We start from the raw sequence: 23,462 nt of genomic DNA, 5'->3' as shown, positions 1-23,462 counted from the left end.
GCTTTCCGCGGGCACGGCTTCAATCTCCTCGTCGCTCACGCTCCTGCGGGGCTTTCAGCTCGTGCTTTTCCCGCTGAGTCGCCATCCTTTCGCTACAATCCAGTAGAGTTTGCTAATTACTAAGAAATAATGTACTTGATCTCGTACTAGATTGTTTTCTATAGGGAAAACCTATCAATATTTGAATAAGATTTACTTTAGATTATTAGCAAGTTCTATTGATTGAAGCGCAAGGCGGCGACTCCTGTGGGATTTAGCGAGACAGGTGAGACCCCGCACGTAGCATTAGCGGAGGAGGCTCACTGCTCGCCCCACGGAAAGCGTCCGCCTGGAGCGGAAATTATGGCGGACATCTTTACCTCGCAGTTTCCCCTAAACCGTAAACTTGGAAATTCTTTGTTGCAATTCTTCTGCAAGGTTTGCTAAGGAAACGGCCGCAGCAGTGACCTCTTCCATAGAGGCTAATTGCTCCTCGGAAGCAGCTGCAACGGAATTGGAGCTGTCCGCAGTTATTTTAGCGACATTGGTCATCTCTTGCGCGTGAGTAGATACTTGTAGCATTTGATCATTAATATTGTTAGTAACTATTGTAATAGTACTTACTTGTTCTTTTACAAGCTCTACAGAAACCAGGATATCATGGAATGTCTCTTCGGTCTGATGGGCAATTTCTAGACCAGCATTGACTCTATTCTTCACATCATTTATCGAAGCAACGGTCTTGTTAGTATCTAGTTCGATTTCTGATGCAATTCCGGAAATACTTGAAACAGAATTTCTTGTTTGCTCGGAAAGTTTTCTTACCTCATCTGCTACCACAGCAAATCCTTTTCCTGCTTCACCAGCTCTTGCAGCCTCAATTGCAGCGTTTAATGCAAGTAAATTTGTTTGTTCTGCGATATCAGTAATTAGTTTTAATACGTGTACGATTTCTTTGGTGCGATCGTTTAGTATAATAAGTGCTTTGTCTGTTTCCACAACGGATGTGCTGATCGATTTCATCTGTGAGACGGTTTCTTGAACGAACTCAGCACCTTGTTTTGTTTTTTCATTGGTTGAAACGGAAAGCTCCATGACTGCATTCGCTTGCTCAGCTATTTGAGTGACTGCGTTTAAACTTTCTTCAGCTGAACGAGCAGACTCATCAGACATGAAGGTTTGTTGGTCCGCTCCATCTGAAACAAGTTGAATGGAAGTAGAGATTAGCTCGGTTCCTTTCATTGTTTCATCTGCACTTGCCATTAACTCTTCTGCAGAAGCAGCAACTTGGCTGGAGCTATCTGAAACATGGGTAATGACATCTCTTAAATGGATGGTCATTTGTTGGAAGGAATTTTGTAAAGCTGCCACTTCGTCACGAGTTGTGACATCTGCTAGTTTGACAGTTAAATTTCCTTTGCAATTTCTTCTGCACTTTTAGTAATTTGTTTTATTGGACGTACAATCCGGTTCGTAAAGAAGAAAGTCGATAAAATACTGCCAATTAAAAGGACTGCCACTAAAATAATTGAAATAGACATAATTCCATTTATCTTCGTTTGTAAGTCAGTCTGCATCATTAGATATTCAGATGTAATACTTCGTTTTAGTTCGATTACATCATTTATCATCCCTTTTGTTCGAAGAGATTGCCGCTTTATTTCGGCTATATTTTGCGTACTTAACGCGTTATTTGTCTCGTTTAAAATTTCTTCATATTTACGAAAAAGTTGTTTCGAAATAGCTTGCTGGTCCTCTTTTGTTAAGGTGGGGCTTAGTGCGTCGTAGAGTGATTGCATATTTGCTAAGTCGACGTCTATATCGTTTTTATTGCTCTCGGAAATATTTAAAGAATAAGCGCTTAAAGATTTTTGAAGGCTTTTTGCTGTGCTATTCAGTTCTTCTACTTTCACTAAGTCCTTCACGATTTGTTCGGTAGAAGATTTTAGTGAAGCTAATTGAGTAATGTTATATCCAATAATGCAAGTTGAAAGCAGTAATGGGATAAGAGAGATCAATAATATTTTTTGTTTAAGTTTCATCTAATTTCACCTCGCTTTTTATTATTGTATTGTAATCGAGCCATTTGAAATATCTTCTTGTAGTTTATCGAGTTTACTCTGTTCGGCGGGTGAAAGATTAATGACACGAATAGGAGCCAAGTTTACACCGTTTTCTTTTATGCCTAACACCTGATTTTTTTCGGAAATTTCCCCGGTTTCCACGAACTCTTTGATCGTCTTGAAAATAGCGATGTCTACTTGTTTTAACATAGAGGACACGATACTGTTCTCAGCTAAATAGTATTGATCACTATCTACTCCGAATGAGTAAATACCAGCTTTCTGGGCTTCTAGAATTGCCCCAACTCCTGTAAATCCAGCTGCAGGATAAATAAAATCAGCTCCAGCAGAAATCATTTCTTTTGCAATACTTGCTCCGAGTTTGTCGTCGCTAAAACTATTTGCATAAGTAGTAAGCACTTGTGCTTCTGGGTTTTGGGATTTGACTCCTGCTGTGAAACCTCTCTCAAATTTTTGAATAAGGGGGGTATCCATACCTCCTATAAATCCAACAACATTGCTTTCTGTTCTAAGTGCAGCTAAAGCTCCTAATAAATAAGAGCCTTCATCTTCTTTAAAAGTAACATTATAAATATTAGGCACATCTGATACGGAATCAATAAGTACAAACATAGTATCTGGATATTTTGGAGCTATTGTTTCAAGCGCCTCTTGTAAAGAAAAGCCCAGTCCTATGATTAAATCATTCCCTTGTGCAACTAGCTCTTCCAGTCCATTTTCATATGTATTTGTATTTTGAATTTCTCGGTAATCAAAAGATATATTTAACTCATCACGAGCTTGTTCCAAGCCTATCAATCCAAGGTCCGAGAATGATTGATCTCCTAGACCGTCATCTGAAAGCATCACCCCTATCTTTACTCTTTCTTTGGCATCTGTACTCTCTTCCTTATTCGAACATCCAGTGAGTATAAGCGAAAAAATGATGGCCATATATAAAATGATGCTCTTCTTCATAAAATCATTCCTAACTATTTATTATTTCCACTTAATATGTATCGGCAACTCGGTAAAGTTATTAATAATTAGAGATATGGCATGTTAAAAGTAATGATAAATTACAATCTATTGACAAATTATTTCACACTTATGAATAAATACAATGATTAGATAATTAGACATTTCCAAGTTATAATAAATTGAGTAAAAAGTGATTATAAAAAAATGGATATATAGGGAAAAGGGTGTTCAACACATTTTATAGAATAGGTGTTAAGTATCATTCATATTATTTTAATCTAGAATCCCGAAAAGATTGGAGTAAAGTGATCATGAAAGAAGTATTAAGCAGTTTGCAGGCAGAGGTTACGCAGTTAAGAGCTGACGGGAAATACCAAGAAACAATAGAACTGGCAAGCGAGCTATTAGAGCTTGGAATAGCACATAAAGATTACAAATCTATACTTATTGCTCATATCACTCAGGCCGCTTCTTATTATTCAATTGGATACATAGAGGAAGCCTTTGCAAGTATGGAACGGTATGAGGAAATTACAATGGTTCATGGGGATGATACAGACTATCTGCAATTATATAATGTTATGTTCTTGTTATATGAATTCAATAAGCAATATGAGTATGCAAAGGAAACCTTAAACAAAAGTATGCAACTTGCGAAGCGACTAAAGAGATATAACATTTTGAGTAATGCCTATAGTAATTATAGTCATGTTTGTATTAAGCTCGATGCTTATGAAGAAGCATTAGAAAATGCTAAAAAAGGGCTTGTTGCCGCAAAGCTACATAAGCCTTATTCTTCTGTGTTAGAAGTACGAGTAATGTTTAATATTGCTCATGCGTATATTTGCTTGAATCTACTGGAAGAAGCGAAATTAGTGATGGATGAAATGGAAAAGAAAAATGTGTTCGAATCCTTTATACGAGAACGTGCACAGTTTCATATGTTAAAAGGGGACTGGCTGAGTAAGAGAGGATCATATAAAGAAACCTTTGAAGCATATTCCACTGCAAAGGAAATTGTAGATACTTATCAGGATGTGTATTTATTGAAGACTATCCAAGAAAAACGATTGAAAATAAGCGAGGCTATGAAGGACATCCATCAATCCTACCAAGTGCAAAAAGAGTATATCCAACTGCTGCAGAAGATTAATGAACGAGAACTTGAATTTAAGGCTATAAAGCTGAATGTAAAGCATCAATTATCCAAGATACGGAAAAAAGCAGAATTAGATTATTTGACAGGTTTGTACAATCGAAGCTACTTAAATGAACTTGCTACAAGTTGGTTCAGTGACTTGAAAAATGTAAATGCACCAATTAGTTGTATAGCATTTGACCTAGATGGGTTTAAGATGGTTAATGATGTACATGGACATTTAGTAGGTGACGAAGTTATTCGAGAAGTAGGGATGCTATGTAAAAGTACTTTGAGTGCTGGGTTCTTTGTTGGTCGTTACGGTGGAGATGAGTTTGTCATAATCGGTAGAGAATCTTTTGAGGAGACGTTGAGACTTGCGAATGTCCTGAAAGAAACAATAGCAAGCCTACAATTAGTGAAAAACGGGCAATTTATACAAATTGCGGCCAGTTTTGGGATTTCTTCTACGGAACATGAGTCCATTCATTCTTTTGATGAGCTTTTTCATCTGGCCGACATGCGGCTGTATCAGGCAAAACAAAATGGTAAGAATCAAGTGTATGCTAGAAGTTAAATATACGAAAATTCCGAGCCAGATAATTATTCTCGAAATTGAAAAGGGACTCTAGAAGAGTCCCGAAAGTTGGTATTATTGATCCTTTAGAAATGTTAGTAAATCTTGATGATTTTCCGGTGTTACACCGTGCCCATCCCCGTATGTTTTAAACGTAACATTTGCTCCGAGCGCTTCGAAATAATCTTTGCTTTCTGCCCCCCACTGGGAAGGAATCACGTAATCATAATCCCCATGAGAAATAAAGATGTTCAAATGGTCGATTGGACGTTTACTATATTCTTCTTTTACAAAAGCAGGTATGTATCCACTTAATGCAACAACTCTGTTAATCGAATTCCCCATAACTAGTGCTAAAGATTGTACGAGTATGGCTCCTTGGCTAAAGCCTAATAGTGTAATATCGTTTGGATCAAGGTCATACTCTTCGATTGCTTCGTGTATAAAAGATTGAATAAAAGTTAGTACTTTATCAAATACATCACGATCGGGTTTACCTACTTCTGCAATTGTAAAAAACGCATAGCCTGGATTGTAAACAATCGGGCCACGTAAACTGAAAATGTGATGGCTTTCTTCAAAACTTCTGACAAGCTGTGGTAAGTCTTCTTCGCTACTTCCCATGCCGTGTAATAAAAAGATACCCGGTTGCTTTCCGGTTTCCACAGGAGCTGTATGTTTATAAGTAAAAGGTGATTTCATTTCATTTCTTCCTTTCAAGCTAAAAGTATATCCATTTTAACATAGCAGAAGTTATTCATCGCCAGATATCTATTTAGTGAGTTTTAATGGGAAGGAAAAGGGAAGAATAAGGAAAGGAGAAAACTATGGAGAAGTAAAAGGAGACGGATTATATGACGGGTTCTAGCCAAGTACCGCGTGAAGAAGGAATAGATAATAGTTTAAGCTTGTTAAGAGAAGGATACATGTATATTCCAAATAGAAGACATAGCTTTGTAACTGAGGTATTTGAAACACGTTTATTAGGGCAAAAAGCAATTTGTATGGGCGGAGAAGAAGCAGTAGAGGTTTTTTATGATAACGAAAAATTCATAAGAAATGGGGCAGCTCCCAAACGTGTGCAGAAAACATTATTTGGTGAAAAAGGGGTTCAAACCTTAGATGGAGAGGCCCATACGCATCGTAAAAAGATGTTCATGTCCTTAATGACTCCGGAAAAGCTAGAAGAACTTAAAAGTATTACTACAAAGCAATGGGCATATGCTGCGGAAAAATGGGAACATAAAGAAGAGATCATACTTTATGAAGAAAGCAAACAAATTATGTGCCGCATAGCTTGCCAATGGGCTGGTATTCCATTGGAGGAAAGAGAAGTACTAGAACGAGCAAATCAGTTAGGGAATCTATTTGAATCTCCAATCTCCGTAGGTCCAGAGTATTGGAAAGTCCGACATTCCCGCAAGAAAGTGGAAAAGTGGATAGAGGAGATGATCGTACAAGTAAGAGAAGGAACGATGAAATGCTCTGAAGAATCTGCGCTATATACTATTTCTATGCATCGTGACTTAGAAGGAAAATTGTTGGATATAGAAATAGCTGCTGTGGAATTGGTCAATATATTACGCCCGATTGTGGCGATTGCCATATTCATTAATTTTACGGCGTTGGCTATACATCATAATCCTAAGGAAAGTGAAAAGTTGAAAAACAGTGACGACCGGTATGCTCATATGTTTGTACAAGAGATTCGACGTTACTATCCTTTTTTCCCATTAGTTGCGGCTAGAGTAAAGAAAGAATTCACATGGAAAGATTACACATTTGAAGAAGGAACACTAACCTTGCTTGATTTGTATGGAACAAATCATGATGCTGAGCTTTGGGATGATGTTGATACATTCAATCCAGAAAGGTTTGCTGATTGGAAGGGGAGTCCTTTTAGTTTTGTTCCTCAAGGCGGTGGAGATTATATGATGGGGCATCGCTGTGCAGGAGAATTTGTCACAATTGAAGTGATGAAGGTAAGCTTGGATTACTTAGCGAATCGTCTATCCTATCAAATTCCCTCGCAAGATTTGAGTTACAGTCTGGTAAGCATGCCAAGTATGCCTCATAGCAAAGTAATTCTTAAAAACGTCAAACGATTATAGTATGGAACAGGAGATAGTAGCGGTGAAAGAATTCAAAATAACTTACTTTTTTGATGAAGAGCATTATATTCGAAGATTCATCCATGTAGAGTCCCAAGAAAAAGCGGAAGAACTTGTTCAAATGGAGCGAGATCAATATATTTCCTTCACCGATAGTAGAGGAATTTACCATGAACTGAATACGCGAAACGTTCGAGTGATTCAAATATCCGAATATCACAGAATAGATAAAACGAAAAAATATTAGGTTATACTGAAACCTAATATTTTTTAATGGGGATCTATAAAGGTTTAGTCATGTGATACTTTTTCAAGTAGCGTCAGGGATGGGATATTTTTATTTTAAACGGGGTATAGGGAAACTGCACGGTAAAGAGACATGGCAAAGGCAATTGATTTCCGCTCCAGGCGGACGCTTACCGCGGGGCGGGCGGTGAGCCTCCTCGTCGCACGCTCCTGCGGGGTCTCATCTGTCCCGCTGTTCCCGCAGGTGTCGCCGCCTTGCGCTTCAATCAATAGAACTTGCTGACTAATCAAAGGTTTTCACCCATAGAAAATGCAACATAGTACTAAATTTAGTGTCTCCTTATGGAGTAAATAGCAAACTCTATTAGATTGTAGCGAAGGGGTGGCGTCTCCGGCGGGAACAGTACGAGCTGAAAGCCCCGCAGGAGCGTGAGCTCCGAGGAGATTGAAGCCGTGCCCGCGGAAAGCGTCCACCCTGTAGCTAAAATCCCAGCGGTCCCTTCATTCAACTCTCTACCACGCAGTTTCCCTATTATGCGCGTTATTCCATTTATCATTCCTATAAGCTAAATCGGATCAGAAACGGGAGCTTTAGCACTTTTATATTTCATTTTCGAACAGAACCTCGTCTTCTACCATACAAATGTACGATCAATACACCTGCGATTGCGATAAATCCTCCAATGATAGAAAGAATGGTTGGTAGTTCACCTAACCACAACCAAGCGACCACTATCGCAATAACCGGTTCTGCATAGAGTAAGCTAGAGATGGAGCTTGCTTTGCTTAGCGATAAAGCAATCGCCCAAGTTAAATAGGCAATGGCTGTTGGAAATACTCCTATGTATATTGCGGACAAATTTGCTTCAAGAGTTGCATGCCCGATGTCGTCTAGCAATCCTGGAGCAAACACAAGAAAAGGAATGGTACCTGTCCAAGTGAAATAAGCGGTTAACTCAATTGGATTGTATTTTAACAGTAATGATTTCTGATATACAAAAAATATGGAAGTTGCAATAGCTGCTATAATAACTAAAAATACGCCAGGTGAGATGTTGAATAAGGAATCTCCAGTACCTATTCCGATTAACACAATACCAACAAAACCAAATGCTAATCCAAACCATCCAATCGTTCCGAGACGTTCTTTTAATACAATCACTGCGATAATAGTTGTGAAGATGGGAGCAGAACCGATTAGCATCCCTGCAGTGCCGGCAGTAATAGTCAGTTGTCCAAAGGTTACACATATATGATATAAACTGATTCCAATCCATCCAAGAAACGCTATTTTGAGTAAATCTTCTTTTTTCGGCAAGCGAAAACTAACCCCTGGCCAACATGCAATTATAGCGAAAATAATGGATGCAATGATAAAGCGGAATAATATCAAATGACCGGCAGAATAGCCACCGTGTAAGCTAGAACTAATTGCTGCAAAAGTGGATCCCCAGATAAAGACTGTAAATGAGGCTAAAATGAGTGCTTTCTTATTCAATTTTTTCACCAGACTTTCTACTAACGAATAGATGAAAAAACACCTACCGTTATTTATATTACATAGTAAAAGTAAACAACTAATACTACAATAAAACCCACTATAAAACAACTTAATGAAAAGAAATATCCTATTAGGCGAATGTAGTGGCTAAATGGTTTTGCATACATACTTTATAGAGAAAAAGTGTATAAATGAATAGGTGGCTATTCCTATGAAAACAATTGTATTTATCGGAAGTTATAAATATGGAACAAGTAAGGAAGCCCTGAAGATAGCAAAAGAAATGGGATATTGTGTCGTTCTTTGCACGGACAAGACTAAGCGCATCACGAGTAATTCTGATTTCTCGGAAGTGGATCAGTTTGTGCTAATGGAAGATTTATTAGACGAACAGCAAATGGTGGAAGAAATAACGAGGCTGATGGAACAAGGGAAGCATATTTGCGCATGCGTCAGTTTAATTGATCCATATGTTTCTTATGCAGCTAGGATATCAAAGTTTTTTGAGCTAGCTGAAACGTCCATCGATTCCTTAATATTAATGGAAAACAAAATAGCGATAAGGGAAAAACTAAAGAACTTTCCGACTACCCCCTTTTATACAATTTTTCGGTCAGATGATTCCCTTGAAAAGTTTGAAAAAGAATATAAATCCCTCTTTCCCTTTATTATAAAACCCCCAATATCAAATGGTTCAAAGGATGTACTACTTGTTGAAACGATAGAAAAGCTAGTAAATGCTTTAACGTTACTAAAAAAAATCACCCACATTACCCATTTTTAATAGAAGAATTTTTACAAGGACCACAGTATCTTATTGAAATTTTGGTTTATAACAATGAAATTAAGTTCCTAGGATTAGTGGAGCAGGAAGTGTTATACAATGGCAGATTTATCGTTACTGGTTATAGTTTTCCTGGGAAAGTCGATATGGATGAATATCGCAGTTTATATGCTGGCATTTCCAAAATTATAGAAGAAATAGGTCTTGAGAATGGATCCTGTCATATGGAGATGAAACTTGTTAGTGGTGAATGGAAACTAATAGAAATAAATCCGAGAATGGCTGGAGGAGAGATGAATAGAATTATCGAAGAAGGAACCGGGATTAATCTGTTAGAACAAATTTTAAAAATATATTTAGGTGAGGAGCCTATTTTACTAGAAAAGAAGAAAAAGCAAGTGTATGCCAAATATTTAACAATAGGTTCCCGTGGAAAACTACTCAAAATTTCCGGAAAAGAACAGGCTTTAATGCATGAAGGTGTGAGGCATGTTCACATTAAACCTCTGGAAGGAAGAATTATAACGAGCCCATATTCAATGGGAAATCGCTATGCATGTGTCATTGCTGTTTCAGAAACAGCGGAACAAGCAGAAGAGATTGCCTTAGAAGCTGCAAAAGAAATTAAATTTTATCTAGAACCTTTTTGAAAGCAACAGTGGTTCAATAAGTTAGTCTGTTTACCCGTGTAACCTTCTCAAGCCGTAATATTATAAGTACTAAGAGTAGGAAGGGGGTTGAAAAATCAATTGAGCAGCGAAATAAAAAGTAACCAATGTATATGTGATGCACTCTGTGAATTGAAATTGCTCCAGGATTTATTAAATAATTCCCAAACGAAATTTTTCGGTCGATTACTTGCCAAAATAGCAGGTACCGATACGATTCCCTTACTCTTAATAACCAAAAAAGGGGACCCATTAAGCTTTAGCAGTAGGGAAGAGTGTTTTGAAACAATTTATTTTAGAATAGAGTCCATCGATAAAGAAAGATGTTGTACAACAATTTCGTTACTACGTCCTCTTGATATTGAGGGGAATTACTCTAATTCTTTTTGTGATTTGGTTAGATTAGAAAAAACATCTATATGTAAGAATGTTGATTTGTCACGTATTTGTGCCATACAACTATTGGAGACCGAATTGTTAACAAGAAAAATAATTATTGAGCCGAAATGGTAATGGCACCTCTTCACCCTACAAGTCTTGGGGTGTTTTTTATTTTTACTAAAAAAACTGAACGTTTGTCCGTATCCAATGCAAGATGGATGAATTTAATACAAATATAATCACACAAATGTTAAAAGGAGAATATTAAATGACAACAATAGGAATGCTGCACCATCGTAAAGATCCAAAATCCGTCATCAAGTCATATGCATATGCTGCAGTCGCTAAAGCGGAGGGGGTCAACTTTTTTTACTTTTCACCAGGTGTAGTAAATTTTGTGAATCGATCTATTCGAGGTCAAGTTTATGAAAATGGAAGCTGGAAAGAGAAAATCATGCCTTTTCCAGATGTTATTTATAATGCAGGGAGCCCTGAAAAATTAGCGAAGTCAAAAGAAATCATTGATAAATTGAAAAGTGAAATCCCATTTACTACAAACTCAATAGGTAATAAGTGGAATATCACTGAGCGCCTAATGGAGGCCAAGGAATTTGCAAGCTACTTAATCCCCTCTGAAGTGGTAAAGAATGTAGAGAATTTTTACAAGTTCATCTCTTCTTTTCATAAAGTTGTCCTTAAACCGATTGATGGAAGAAAGGGGAAAGGAATCTTTTTTATTTCTGAAATAGAAAAGGGTTATGAAGTGAGGAAGGACTCAGATAATGTATTTTATACAAGGGAACAGCTGAATGTATTTTTGGAGGATAAGCTATCGTCTGGCACTTTTATAGTTCAACCATATATACAATCGGTCAATAAATCTGGTCAAGTGTATGATTTTAGGCTTCATGTACAAAAAAATGGGGAAGGCAAGTGGGTGATTACTACTATTTATCCACGAGTCGCTCCAAACGGATCTATCATTCCCAATATTAATAATGGTGGTTTCACAAATTATTTAGATCCATTTTTGCTACAGGAATTTAAGGAAGAAGCATTTGATATTAGACGGATGCTTGAGCACTTTTCGTTGTCGTTAGCTAATCATTTAGATGAAATACAAATGGTGAAATATGGAGAAGTTATCGATGAAATAGGAATTGACGTTGGACTAGATGAAAATTTAAAAATTTGGATTTACGAAGTAAACTGGCGTCCAGGCTGTCCTCCTGCTTTTTATTTGGAACTAGATGTAGTAATCCATTCCATTCAATATGCAAAATTTATAGCAGAAAATCAAACGAAAATAACAAAGGAAATTAGCAAAGTAAAGAGGAAAAAGATCGAAGAAAAAGGAGAAATACCAATCATTGCGATAACGGGAAGCGCTGGTAAAACAACGACTAAGGCATTCCTTGCATCGATATTGTCTAAGAGGTGGAACATTTTTGAATCCAAAGATTATTGGAATACAACGGAGCATACCAAAAAACATGCTGCAGAAATTAATGATGCTCACGAGGCGGTAGTATTAGAATATGGTATGGCTTATCCAGGGGTTATCACGGAACATTGTAGCATTATTAGACCAAACATTAGCATAGTGACCAATATCGGTCTTGCACATGTCGGAAACTTTGATAGTGATATTAGAGGAGTTGCTCATGCAAAATCTGAACTAATTCACGGGATGGATCAAGAAGGTATCCTCGTCGTAAACAAAGATGATGAAAACTCTAAGTATTTGGAGACTCAGCAATTTAAAGGGAAAATAATGACGGTCAGTACAAAGTCACCAGCTAACTACAGGGCCTATAAGATTCAATATAAAGAGAATGGTATGAGTTTCAAAATGAGACTGCAGCGGCAAGAAATTGAACTATTTATCCCTATTTTAGGCGAGCATCATGTATACAATGCTTTAAATGCGATTGCTGTGGCTGACTATTTAGGGTTCACCCCAATGGAAATTAAAGCCGGGTTGATTTTTAGAAAACCGCCTAGAAGATTAACAATATATAATTGTCGGGACAACATTACAGTAATTGATGACACTGTCCACTCTCATCCACAAGGAGTACGTGCTGCGTTGGATGTACTAGCTAATATAGGGAAACAACGAAAAATAGCAATTATTGGTCAAATGAGAGAGCTAGGTGAGTTAAGAGAACAAGAATATCGGAAAGTAGGCGATTACGTTCAGGAAAAAGGCATTGATATATTAATCACCTATGGGTTTAGAACGGAAGAAATTGGAGCTCAAGCGAAGGCAAAAGGATTTCCCTCTAAAAATGTTTATCATTTTCTAAATAAGGAACAATTACATGAATTATTGGCAGAGATTGTGGAGAAAGACGATACGATTTTGATCAAAGGAGCAAGTAAAACGAATATGTTTGATACAGTCAAGTTTTTGGATCAAACGTTTAAAGAATAATCTTAAAGAAACCTGAATAACACTCTGACTAAAGGAGCGTTATTCAGGTTTCTTGTATTTGGGCTAAGAAAAACAAGCTAATAACTTTTTAAGTAAAATAAGATATGACTTTTTTTATGATGCGTGGTATAGAGAAAGTGCGACGTAGTGTGTTGACTAGTGACAGCTGTGATTTTCGTTACTATATGGACGCTTTCCGCCAGGTGAGCGACGAGGAGATTGAAGCCGTGCCCGCGGAAAGCGTCCACCCTGTAGCGGAAATCCCAACAGACACTTAATAGCTCTGTCTTATCACGTATTATTCCTATAATATTCGTTACTCTATTTATATTTCCACCTTGCGACATCGGACAGAGATAGGAACTACACTTTTGTTTATAAAATTAAAAAAAGAGCACCTGTAAGGTGTTCTTAGTTTTACTCCTCTTCTAAATGGAAAGTAATTTCGCCTGCTGCAGTATTTGCGAGTTTTTTGGCTTCTTCTAAACTACTACCAACAGCAATTACATAAGCATATCGATGTCCCATGGATAATGGTGGCGTTAAAAGAGTTCCTTTTTTAGGCTTCACGTAAACCTCTACGACTCCCGGAGACTTTTTAGCCCTCGCTTTACCAGTTACTTTAGCTAGTATTCCTTTCTTTGTGGCAATAACATATTTGGTAAAAACAAACTTCTTAAATTTCGGTAATAGAGCAGGACTTTTTCCTAAATATAATTTAAGCGTCTCTTCTACTAAATTTATTCCGAATGCTGCTTGAATCATTTTGTTCATGGCACCTCCGGAAATTCTTGGATTAATCTCGATGAGTTTCCAACCATTCTTAGCTAAACGGATTTCCAAATGTAAAGCGCCATTTTCAATATTGAGCTCTTGAATAATGGATAGCAGAACATTTTCAATTCCTTTTCTAATCGTTAAAGGAACATTTGCAAGCACACCATAACCTGTAATGATAAATCGCTTGTTCTTTGTAATTTCTTGTTCAAGAATTCCAACAATACGTGGTTTATGTTTGTGAACGATTACTTCTACCAAATATTGATCACCTTCTATATATTCTTCTATCATTATAGTGGTATCTGGATTCTTACTTAGAAGATTTTCAATATGTTTTTTTAGTTGTTCTTTTCCTTCGGCTAACAATACGTCTTTAGATCCGGTGGATTTGGGTGATTTTATAATAATAGGAAAATCAAACTGTTCACATATCGTTTCTATAGGAATTGAATCGCCTGGGTTGATCAAGAAAAATTTAGGGGTATAGGGCTGATCTTTTAAAACCGACCGTGTCTCCTCTTTATTTTCCATTATTTCAATGGCTTTAGACAGAACATAATTGTGACAAAATTCATCACAAAGGATAGAAGCGGTATGAACAAAAGGATCAACAAAACTAACGATGATTTTTATATCGACACCAACTTTTTGTAACTTGAAAATTTCTTCTCTCATATCGTCTAGCTCGTATGTGTTTACAAAAACCATTTTGTGGACGTCTGTATATTCCTGTCTTTGTTGGATTTGCTTCTCGTTATTTGTGAAAAGGATGGTAAAGTATCCTAAATCTCCGGCTGCTTTAATCGCTTCCCTGCTAGATCCGGATTTGTTTGTGCTGATAAAAATAATTGCTTTCAAACGGCTCACTCCCTTCTCAAAATTTTCATTAATATGTTTCTTTCTATATTTATGACATGTTCTAGCTTTGGCATAGTTATGTATCACGCAATTATGTTCCATTTATCCAGTCAACTTCCGTTTAAAAACATATTATATAGAGGAAAGGAGTGTGAATAAGCTAATGAAATCCCATACAGTCGGCAATATAAGAGCAATCATCTCTGGTGAGTTGGTGCAAGGTTCTGATGAAGTGCTAGTAAAATATGGAGCATACCGTTTAAAACAAATAAAAAATCAAAATACCATACTTTTTACAGATAAAAGAATTATCGACTGGAGAAGCCTTAAAAAGTTTTTCCCTTTAGTACTTGCAACAGAGTGGAAATATAATAAAGATGAAATTCCTGAGAATGTAACTGTCATCCAAGTAACGAATGCCGACGAAGCATATTGGAAATTTGTTCACTACTATCGCAGTCTATTTCATATCCCTGTGGTAGCCATAACAGGAACCTCTGGGAAAACAACAACAAAAGAAATGATCAAGCATATTCTTTCGGCAGATAGGATAGTTACAGCTACAAGTCTTACTAGTAATTCTAGAACGGCAAATTTGCAGTATCTTTTAAGCATAGATGAAGAAACGGATGCGGCTATTTTTGAAACGGCTGTTGGTTCACCAGGGGATGTATTAAAAGCAGGAGAATATTTCAAACCTACAATAGGGATTATTACGAATATCGGGGCACATCACCTAAATTATTGTAAAACGCTAGAAGCCTATATTGAGGCAAAAGGGGAGATGTTACAAATTGTTAATCCGGCGGGTATATTAATAATAAATGCGGAGGATAGCAATACAAGCAAGATTAATATGAGTAGCTTTAAAGGGAAAATTATAAAAGTTGGGACTCATAGATCTTGCCATTTTCGAGCTCGTAATATTCAGTACTGTCAAGACGGTATGGAATTCAGTGTTAGGCACAAGAAGAGAAATTATCAAGTATATGTACCTGGGCTGGGGGTTCATCAAGTCTACAATGCGCTTGCAGCTATTGCGGCTGTTTATGAAATGGGAGTAACTATCCCGGAAGCTGCTTTTCTATTAAAAACATTTCGGAAGTTCAATAAGCAACTGCAAGTGGTGGATGGTATAAATGACTCTGTAATTATAGATGATACATGGAGTATAACAACAACCTCTTTAGAAGCAGCATTAAAAGTATTAAATGAAATTGGCAAAGGAAAAAAGAAGGTAGCAATCATAGGGACAATTACTGATTTAGGTTCATGGGGTTATATTATTCATGAACAGGCAGGAGATTTAATTTATCAAAATGGAGTGGATGTCCTCATTACGATAGGAGAGCATGCGAGCATAATAGCAGACCATGCTGTAAAAAGAGGTTTAACTTCACCGGTCTACACATTTAGGAATGAAGTCCTCGTTTTAAATCTATTAAATAACATTGTAGACTCCAATACAATTGTTCTGATTAAGGGAGATATGTACAGCCAACCTATAATTGAGTTAGCTGCATTATTGAGGAAGAAGAAATAATTCATTACTGCACCAAGCTACTAATAATACTGTTCTGAAATATTGGTGATAAATAAATTTAAAAAGATGGACAAACACTATGCACATTTCATACCTAATCATCTAAAAACTGATTTCATACTATACAGAGGGAAGGAGGGTACTATGAAACCTTTACGCGTGAAAGAAATCCGAAATTTATTACAAGGGGAACTAATAAGTGGTTCCGAACTTTGGAATGTAAGTAATGCTATCTACTATAATCGGCATGAACTAACAAAACGAAATTCGCTAATGTTTGTAAGCAGGAGTGATTCTATTAATTGGCAGGAAATTAATAATAAGGGACCTTCTCTTGTGATTTCAGATAAGCCTTCCTCAGAATTGAAAAATGCTCTATCGGATACAACCGTTATAAGAGTAAGAAGTCTCGTACAAGCGTATTGGAAATTTATGGACTACTATAGAAATCTATTTCAAATACCAGTAGTTGCAATAACAGGGACATGTGGTAAAACTACAACGAAGGAAATGATCAAACATATTTTAAGTAAAAGATGGAATGTGCAAGCATCCATTAGCAGCAAAAATGAACCACGTCAATCTTTACCTTATTTGATGGGTATTGCTGAAAACACAAATGCAGCTGTTTTTGAGCTTGGATTGGGTAACACCGGCAATATAAAACATCAGTGCAATATTTATCAGCCGACAATCGGAATTATTACAAATATCGGAGTTCATCATTTAGATGGTTGTGGAAATCTGGAAGGATATATAAAAGCGAAGTCAGAGATAGTGGATGGTATAAAGAAAAACGGCACATTAATACTAAATGCCGATGATGCCAATTCAAAAAAAGTTCCTTTACAATCATTTAAAGGAAAAATAATTTATTTTGGAGTAAGTGAGAAGTCTCATTTTAGAGCATCCAATATAAAATTTGCAAATAATGGAATGAATTTTCAAATTCATATTTCTAATAAAAAATATAATGCATTTATACCAGGATATGGTGAACATCAAGTATATAACGCGCTCGCAGCAATCGCAGCTGTAAACGAAATGGGGATGGATATAAATGAAGCCATTTCCCAATTAGCGACCTATAAAAATATGACAAGACACTTAGAGTTTTCAGATGGACTAGGTGGAAGTACAATTATAGATGATACTTGGACAAATAATCCTACATCTGTCGAAGCTGCATTAAAGGTGCTAGATTCTATTGGGCAGGGGAAAAAGGTCATCCTTGTACTCGGCGATATTAAGCGATTAGGAAACTTTGAAAAGAAATATCATCGGGAAATTGGAAGTATGGTTGCAAAAAGAAACATTCATACACTTATCACAATAGGGAGCAAAGCAGAAGATATAGCAAACCAAGCAAAGAAAGATGGAACAGAGGCCACAGTCCATATCTTTAAAGATGTCAAAGGTGTTATTGATGTATTAGAGCCTATCCTTGACGAAAATTCCATATTATTGATAAAAGGTCCTATGTCGAGCAGATCTATGATTGAATTTGCCAATAGCTTGAAAGAAAATAAAAGAAAATAATAGAATGCTAAAATAGAAGCATTCAGGCACTACGCATTAAATACTTCTTTTGTTTTCACAGCTTTTAATATATCGAAAAAGAGGGAAGGGAAGTGGCGGACCACTTTCCTTCCCTCTTATATTATAGTGACTTAAAGAACGCGTTTTGCTGTTATATAATGCTGATTATAATAATCAACAAATAGCACTCTTGTTATAACTCCCTTTGAATTTGGAATAATGATACGATGATCACCCGCGTAAATTGCTACCATAGTTGGTGTTTTAGATCCTTTAGTACTGTTAAAGAAAATTAAATCACCTTTCTTTAAGTTGGAGCGAGATACGGTTGTCCCTTTTTTCATAAGTTCTTTCATATTAGTTGTCCCTAATTTAACACCATTTGCTTTGTATACATAATCCACAAATCCAGTAGCAGTGAAACGTAATGCTGCAGCATTATTGACATTACCCATCTTCACCTTACTCTTTAAACTGATCGTTTTTGCAACGATGTTATCCCCTTTAGTTGCAGGGTTTGCAGGAAGTAGAGTCGGTAATACTCTTCTTGCTGTAATATAGTTATCTTTATAATATGGCTTACTGTTTAAGTCTGAAATAACAATATTTTGTTTTGGGTCTGCCATGTGAATGACTTTATTGTTCCCTATATACATGGCAACGTGATTTGGCACTTTACCACCTCTGCTATCAAAGAAAAGAAGATCCCCTTTTTGTAGTTGAGTTCTGGAAACGGCTGTTCCTTGTTTCATCATATAATCTTCATTATACGTTCCAAGGTCTACTCCATTTTTCTCGAAAATGTACATTAGAAAACTTGCACATGAAAATTTGTAAGGATATGTATCCTTGTACACCGTATTACTATAAGTAGCTTTGCCTATTAAACTCTTAGCTGTTTGAATTAATTGATTGGCCTTTGCTTCTACTGCTTGTTGGTTATGCTGACTATTAACGGCTGCAGCTGAAGCCTCTATTGGATGAATAACAGTAGGAGAAACCCCTAATGCACTAAAACCGATTACGACTGATAATGTAGTTGTGACGAATTTTTTTTTCATTATGTCCCTCCTGAATTTTTATTGGTGGCTTTCACTGCACTGATTTTAGCATGTAAAAGTATGACTACTTTTAGGTAGATTATTCCACGTGATAATGTGACAGGAAGGAAGCCTTGCCACTAAAAGGTTTGTCGAGGAACTTTACAGTTTGATTACAAATGTTACAAAAATCCTTATATATCTTGGTATACAAGGGTGGAAAGTAGTGTCTGCTCTACTAGTAGATGTATCTTTATGGTTTGGCTAAGTCTAATTTGTACCATTAATTCTAATGAAAAGATCAATCACTTTATTTTTAAACGAATAGGCCACATTTGCCCAAATTTCTGCATATGATGTGTAGAAGGAGTGTATGATGAACGATTATATAAAGATGTTTAAGCAATTTTTGCCGCAAACTGCAACTATATTAGAATTGCAACAACCTGAAAAGAAACCAGCAGTGATAGTAGCAGATATCGATGGGGATCAGGTGGCTGAGTTAATCGGGGCGTTCCAGTATCAAGGGAAAACTATATTTTAATATTAAAAAACAGAAACAATCAGTGGCAGCCATTAATTATTTTAAGTGGAAGTGGTTACGGTATTTCAGATTTAGTAGCCTTACCACTCACAGATACTGGTATAAATACGCTAATCATTGGTTGGCGACAAGGTAGTATATGGTCCCAATTAAATTTACTGCAATGGACAAATAATGGTTTTGTCTGGTTACCTACAAATGATATCGTCTATAGTAAGTTGGAAGTAGAAGATATGAACAAAGACGGCAAGTATGAATTTGCTATTTGGACGCATGATACTGGGGAAGCTTATAAAGTGGAAGTTTATCGGGTCGATAAAAATAATCTTGTACAGACAAAAGATGTCTATCCTTATTATTTTAAAAAAGTCGCAGCCTATTATGAAAAGCTACTACAAACAAATGATTATTCTTATTACTGGTACTACTTGGCTGATGCTCAAATGAAAGCGGGAGAGCTCGATCAAGCTTTAGCTTCTATTGATAAAGCTCTATCTTTTTCTACTCCTTATCCATCAAAAGAAGTGCTGACAGAAAAAAGACAAGAAATTTTAAATCACCTGGGGACAACAAATTCAGATAGACCAGTTGTAATAGATTGGGCGATGGGAGATGTAACCGGTGATGGAGTCCAGGATACTGTCTATTTATCCGGGGAAATGACAAAGGGAAGTCCACTTTGGAAAAACATTACCCTTGTAATACTAAATGGAAAAACGAATATGTATGAAAGTATTCCTTTGAAAGAAAATATGGGATATAACCCAACTATTTTTCTCGGTGATTTTACTGGAAATCATGTAGATGACATACAAATAGTAATCGATACTGGCGGAAGTGGCGGAACGATTTATGCATATGTATTTGCATTTTTAGATGGGGAAATGAAACAAATATTTGATACCGATGTATATAATGAGCATTCCAAATATGAAGTTAACTACCGAGACCATTATAAAGTAACAGTAAATAGCTCGAATCCAAAGAAGGAATACACACTAGATTTAATGTACAAAGGAGAAGAGTATTTATCGGAAATTTATAATAAGGACGGTACGCTAAAAGAACCGATAGAAGGATGGGTAGACCCGATTAGTGGTTTATATCCGGTTGATTATGCAAGGGATGGCACTTACGAGCTACTGTCTTATCAAGAAATTGCAGGTAGATATCACGCGGATGCACTGGGATACGTTCAAAATGAATGGAAATGGGATGGACAGGAATTTGTAGTCAATCGACAAAGTGTTTCTATATTCGGTAAGGATTTAAATGCATAGAGGAACAAGTTACAACCCCTTTTTTAATTGAAAGGGGTTTTTGGGTTTGAGGAATAAAAAATAGGGCACTATAAGCGTGTTATCTCAAATGAAAGGAGAAACTTCATGTGAAAAAAACTTGGATCATGACTCAGGAATGGCATCATGTATTATTTCTGCATTGGCCAGTTTCTCCTGAGAAAGTACGCACATATATCCCCGCCGAACTCGAAATGGATTTATATAATCATCAAGCATGGATTGGAGTAGTATTTTTCCAAGTGAAAGGAAATCGCCCAAGATTCATCCCTCCTTTACCTGGGTTCAAATCTTATTTAGAACTAAATATTCGAACATACGTTACTTATAAAGGAAAAAAAGGAGTTTATTTCTTCAGTTTAGATGCTAATCATCCCTTTGTTGTGGAATTAGCGAACCTGGGTGGTTTTTTACCGTATCGTAATGCCAAAATAAGTTTTAAAAAACATAAAAAAACATTTTTACTTTACAGCAAATACGAACGCCCAAATGAAAGTATCCTTACTACATTCAAACCGAACGCTAAACCTTTGGAAAGCACTCGGCTCAATACTTGGCTTACAGAAAGGTACTGTCTATGGACGAAAACAAAAGGACGATTGTTCCGAGTAGAGATATCCCATACTCCTTGGAAACTGCAAAATGTAAATGGGCTTGTTTATGAGAATACAATGGCTCCCTATTTAAAAGAGAATTTTAGTATGAAGCGTCCCATAGCTCATTATTCCACGATGAAAAAAGCTCGATTTTACCCTCCAATATTAGAAAAGTAATGAATAAATAGTAAAAAACAACGCACACTATCCTCGAGTAATTAGATTAAAAGGAGGATTTAATATGAACAAATTGCTACAAATTTCTATGATGATGCTTCTGGTTGGATCATTAGCAGCGTGTGGAACAAATAACAAAAATGATGATGTTGCTGACAATAACGCTACTACAACGGATAATGCGACGGATACAAACATCAATACAGACACCGATACTGTTAATACCGACACGGACGATACAAATGGTCACGAAGGTCATAAAGTAGAGCTAGCGGATGATGTGGCTGACAAAATCGAAGGAATGGAAGAAGTAAAAGGTGCAAGTGTATTTGTAACAGATAACAATGCTTATGTAGCTGTTGACCTGAAAGATGGGGTAGACGCGAGCGAAGAATTGGAAAATAAAGTTGCAGATGAGGCTAGAGCGGCAAATGCAAACTTTAATAATGTGTACGTGACAACAAATCCAGATTTCACTAAACAATTTAATGAATACGGCGAGAAAATTAGAGCAAATGAACCTGTAGAAGGATTTTTTGAAGAGTTTTCGGATACGGTAAAAAGAGTATTCCCAGATGCACATTAATTAAAAGTAAAATCTGTGGCAATCATTTCCGTTGATTTTCGCAGGAAATAGGTCTATTATATAAATACGAGCTGCATTGTACGTATGGATATTAAGTTTTAACCTTTATGCTGTAACAGGGAGTTTTATATAGAAGCTGGAATGACAGGCCTTATTCTCTTTTGACAATAAGGACATGCAAGATAGCTTTTGCGAACACCCACTTTGAGGAGTGGTGGTTTAAAACTTTCTAATAAAATACGGCAAAGGCGGCTTATTTAAAAGCTTATTATAGCAAGGTTTATAGAGCACTCCTTCCAGAAATGGTTGGGGTGTTTTTTTATGGATTTTTGGTTTGTCGCAAATTTATCGCAATAAAATTGAAATTTATATCTAAATATAAACTTATGCATAAATTTCTTATTATCGCTTAGCATAATCACATCTATGCCAGTAGATCATACTAAATGAATCGTGATATCTGAATCTGTACACCAATGTCCTTTTTTATTACGTATGGTATAGTATGCCATTTATGACCTTCCTTACAACGGAAAACTAAAGGTGTTTTTGAATCAATGTACTCATTAGATAAACAAGTTCCTTCTCTTTCATGAACGATTTTAAGTAATTCTTCAAAATGTATTTGACGCCGTTTCTCAGAGTTGCAATGTTTACACCATTTACCGAGTACTTCTAAATCATAAGGTTTTAGTTGGAAAGTATGGCCCTTGTGGCACTTGAAGTCGAGTTTGGTCAAATAATGCTCATAATGGTTAGTTAGGAGTTCGCCGCTATTCAATTTTGCAAGAGATTTCAGATAAGCTATTTTACTTTTAGATCTGTAAACCAAGTCCGTACTAATTTCTATCTTCTCGTTATAAGGGATGTTACGCTTAATTAATTCATGTTTGATAAAATCACTTAATTCTTCGGGATGATTGTAGGGGGATTTCAATTAAATGAATGTTTAACTCCTTGCAGCGATGCCTTTTTTCTAAGTCGAGAATTATTTGTTTCATAAATCCATCAGCATTGCCATGAAAGTACTTATTAAATTTATAATGTTGCTCTCCTAGATATTCAAAAGCAATTTTTAATTGATTTGGTAACTCACAATATCCATCAAGCTCTAGTGAATCACCTAAGATTTTTCGGGTTTTAATAAATGTGGATATCATAGAGTGAAAAATAAAAGAAATTCCAATCTTAAATTTTGAAGATGTACTTATAACTACCACGGTCTTAGGGGATCTTAAACTCTTCTGTTACTGTAACATCTGGTCGGCCTCTTCTTAGTAAGAGGAAATACATGAAATGAGTTTCTTCTATATATAATTTTCGGTAAATCAATTGTTCGAAATTTTTTTAGAAATTTCGAGAAAAAACTTGCTATAATATTTAGAGGGTGGTATGATAATCACCTGTCGTTTTAATTACTAATTTTTAAAAACGACATTAAAATTTGTTGACAACGACAACTGAACTTGTTATCATATAAAAGTTGCCCTGAATAATCGGTTACGAAAAATGAACATTGAAAACTGAACATGCAAAACGTTAAGACATACAGCTTGAAAGACTAACCTCGGTTAGCTTGATAGCAATACATTTTTTTGACATCATTTAATGATGATGCCAGCAAAACAAAGTGAG

General features: G+C 36.3%; 21 protein-coding genes and 1 other RNA gene. 14 read left to right on the top strand and 8 right to left on the bottom strand.

The window, feature by feature from the left end; genetic code table 11:
* Nucleotides 1-372: 372 nt before the first annotated feature.
* The 3 genes from OR571_RS08655 to OR571_RS08645 are packed head-to-tail and all read right to left on the bottom strand — an operon-like array spanning nt 373 to nt 3,020.
* Entirely contained in the window at nt 373-1,350 is a 978-nt protein-coding gene (locus OR571_RS08655) for a methyl-accepting chemotaxis protein (RefSeq protein ID WP_282242419.1), read from the bottom strand.
* Between the two features lie 35 nt (nt 1,351-1,385).
* Nucleotides 1,386-2,021, bottom strand: coding sequence for a hypothetical protein (locus tag OR571_RS08650; RefSeq protein ID WP_282242418.1), 636 nt, complete (start codon nt 2,019-2,021; stop codon nt 1,386-1,388).
* Nucleotides 2,022-2,042: 21 nt separating this feature from the next.
* Nucleotides 2,043-3,020, bottom strand: coding sequence for a BMP family lipoprotein (locus OR571_RS08645; protein WP_282242417.1), 978 nt, complete (start codon nt 3,018-3,020; stop codon nt 2,043-2,045).
* Nucleotides 3,021-3,334: 314 nt separating this feature from the next.
* On the opposite strand from OR571_RS08645, the gene OR571_RS08640 reads away from it, so the two are divergent.
* On the top strand, nt 3,335-4,738 hold the full coding sequence (locus OR571_RS08640) for a tetratricopeptide repeat-containing diguanylate cyclase (RefSeq protein ID WP_282242416.1): 1,404 nt from the start codon (nt 3,335-3,337) through the stop codon (nt 4,736-4,738).
* Between the two features lie 75 nt (nt 4,739-4,813).
* Here OR571_RS08640 and OR571_RS08635 read toward each other — a convergent pair whose 3' ends face one another.
* Nucleotides 4,814-5,440, bottom strand: coding sequence for an alpha/beta hydrolase (locus OR571_RS08635; RefSeq protein ID WP_282242415.1), 627 nt, complete (start codon nt 5,438-5,440; stop codon nt 4,814-4,816).
* Nucleotides 5,441-5,592: 152 nt separating this feature from the next.
* Between OR571_RS08635 and cypC the strand changes: the two genes are divergently transcribed.
* Entirely contained in the window at nt 5,593-6,849 is a 1,257-nt protein-coding gene (cypC, locus tag OR571_RS08630) for a CYP152 family fatty-acid peroxygenase CypC (protein WP_282242414.1), read from the top strand.
* 22 nt (nt 6,850-6,871) lie between these two features.
* Nucleotides 6,872-7,096 carry a hypothetical protein gene (locus OR571_RS08625; protein ID WP_282242413.1) on the top strand — a complete coding sequence of 75 codons (225 nt, stop codon included), beginning with the start codon at nt 6,872-6,874 and terminating at the stop codon, nt 7,094-7,096.
* A gap of 606 nt (nt 7,097-7,702) precedes the next feature.
* Here the strand turns inward: OR571_RS08625 and OR571_RS08620 are convergent.
* Nucleotides 7,703-8,602 (bottom strand): DMT family transporter, encoded by a 900-nt coding sequence (locus OR571_RS08620; protein WP_348775033.1) that lies wholly within the window; start codon nt 8,600-8,602, stop codon nt 7,703-7,705.
* Nucleotides 8,603-8,807: 205 nt separating this feature from the next.
* Between OR571_RS08620 and OR571_RS08615 the strand changes: the two genes are divergently transcribed.
* The 4 genes from OR571_RS08615 (at nt 8,808) to OR571_RS08600 (ending at nt 12,866) form a co-directional block, all read left to right on the top strand.
* Nucleotides 8,808-9,380: an ATP-grasp domain-containing protein gene (locus OR571_RS08615; RefSeq protein WP_282242412.1), complete on the top strand. Its 573-nt coding sequence runs from the start codon at nt 8,808-8,810 to the stop codon at nt 9,378-9,380.
* 41 nt (nt 9,381-9,421) lie between these two features.
* Nucleotides 9,422-10,030, top strand: coding sequence for an ATP-binding protein (locus OR571_RS08610; protein ID WP_348775032.1), 609 nt, complete (start codon nt 9,422-9,424; stop codon nt 10,028-10,030).
* 87 nt (nt 10,031-10,117) lie between these two features.
* Nucleotides 10,118-10,561 (top strand): CotY/CotZ family spore coat protein, encoded by a 444-nt coding sequence (locus OR571_RS08605; RefSeq protein WP_282242411.1) that lies wholly within the window; start codon nt 10,118-10,120, stop codon nt 10,559-10,561.
* Between the two features lie 136 nt (nt 10,562-10,697).
* Nucleotides 10,698-12,866, top strand: a complete 2,169-nt coding sequence (locus tag OR571_RS08600; RefSeq protein WP_282242410.1) for a YheC/YheD family protein — start codon at nt 10,698-10,700, stop codon at nt 12,864-12,866.
* A gap of 417 nt (nt 12,867-13,283) precedes the next feature.
* Here OR571_RS08600 and OR571_RS08595 read toward each other — a convergent pair whose 3' ends face one another.
* On the bottom strand, nt 13,284-14,504 hold the full coding sequence (locus tag OR571_RS08595) for an ATP-grasp domain-containing protein (RefSeq protein ID WP_282242409.1): 1,221 nt from the start codon (nt 14,502-14,504) through the stop codon (nt 13,284-13,286).
* 163 nt (nt 14,505-14,667) lie between these two features.
* Here OR571_RS08595 and OR571_RS08590 point away from each other — a divergent pair, with 163 nt between their 5' ends.
* Together OR571_RS08590 and OR571_RS08585 are read left to right on the top strand one after the other, a co-directional pair.
* A complete protein-coding gene (locus OR571_RS08590; protein WP_282242408.1) occupies nt 14,668-16,047 on the top strand; it encodes a Mur ligase family protein in 1,380 nt (459 codons plus the stop codon).
* Nucleotides 16,048-16,191: 144 nt separating this feature from the next.
* Nucleotides 16,192-17,586 carry a UDP-N-acetylmuramoyl-tripeptide--D-alanyl-D-alanine ligase gene (locus OR571_RS08585; protein WP_282242407.1) on the top strand — a complete coding sequence of 465 codons (1,395 nt, stop codon included), beginning with the start codon at nt 16,192-16,194 and terminating at the stop codon, nt 17,584-17,586.
* 131 nt (nt 17,587-17,717) lie between these two features.
* Here OR571_RS08585 and OR571_RS08580 read toward each other — a convergent pair whose 3' ends face one another.
* Complete coding sequence (locus OR571_RS08580) at nt 17,718-18,647, bottom strand: C40 family peptidase (protein ID WP_282242406.1); 930 nt, start codon at nt 18,645-18,647, stop codon at nt 17,718-17,720.
* A gap of 355 nt (nt 18,648-19,002) precedes the next feature.
* Between OR571_RS08580 and OR571_RS08575 the strand changes: the two genes are divergently transcribed.
* The 5 genes from OR571_RS08575 (at nt 19,003) to ssrS (ending at nt 22,086) form a co-directional block, all read left to right on the top strand.
* Nucleotides 19,003-19,170 carry a hypothetical protein gene (locus OR571_RS08575; RefSeq protein ID WP_282242405.1) on the top strand — a complete coding sequence of 56 codons (168 nt, stop codon included), beginning with the start codon at nt 19,003-19,005 and terminating at the stop codon, nt 19,168-19,170.
* A gap of 218 nt (nt 19,171-19,388) precedes the next feature.
* On the top strand, nt 19,389-20,450 hold the full coding sequence (locus tag OR571_RS08570; protein ID WP_481900374.1) for a VCBS repeat-containing protein: 1,062 nt from the start codon (nt 19,389-19,391) through the stop codon (nt 20,448-20,450).
* A gap of 107 nt (nt 20,451-20,557) precedes the next feature.
* Nucleotides 20,558-21,241 carry a YqjF family protein gene (locus tag OR571_RS08565; RefSeq protein ID WP_282242404.1) on the top strand — a complete coding sequence of 228 codons (684 nt, stop codon included), beginning with the start codon at nt 20,558-20,560 and terminating at the stop codon, nt 21,239-21,241.
* 64 nt (nt 21,242-21,305) lie between these two features.
* Complete coding sequence (locus tag OR571_RS08560; RefSeq protein WP_142539159.1) at nt 21,306-21,827, top strand: YhcN/YlaJ family sporulation lipoprotein; 522 nt, start codon at nt 21,306-21,308, stop codon at nt 21,825-21,827.
* 65 nt (nt 21,828-21,892) lie between these two features.
* Nucleotides 21,893-22,086, top strand: a non-coding RNA gene (gene ssrS / locus OR571_RS08555) — 6S RNA.
* A gap of 183 nt (nt 22,087-22,269) precedes the next feature.
* Here ssrS and OR571_RS08550 read toward each other — a convergent pair.
* Entirely contained in the window at nt 22,270-22,764 is a 495-nt protein-coding gene (locus tag OR571_RS08550; RefSeq protein WP_282242403.1) for a hypothetical protein, read from the bottom strand.
* Nucleotides 22,765-23,462: the final 698 nt, after the last annotated feature.

The sequence above is a fragment of the Psychrobacillus sp. NEAU-3TGS genome, assembly GCF_029955155.1.
GTDB lineage: Bacteria > Bacillota > Bacilli > Bacillales_A > Planococcaceae > Psychrobacillus.
Note: the sequence above shows the minus strand (reverse complement) of the source record. Positions and strands in the feature narration are given on the sequence as shown.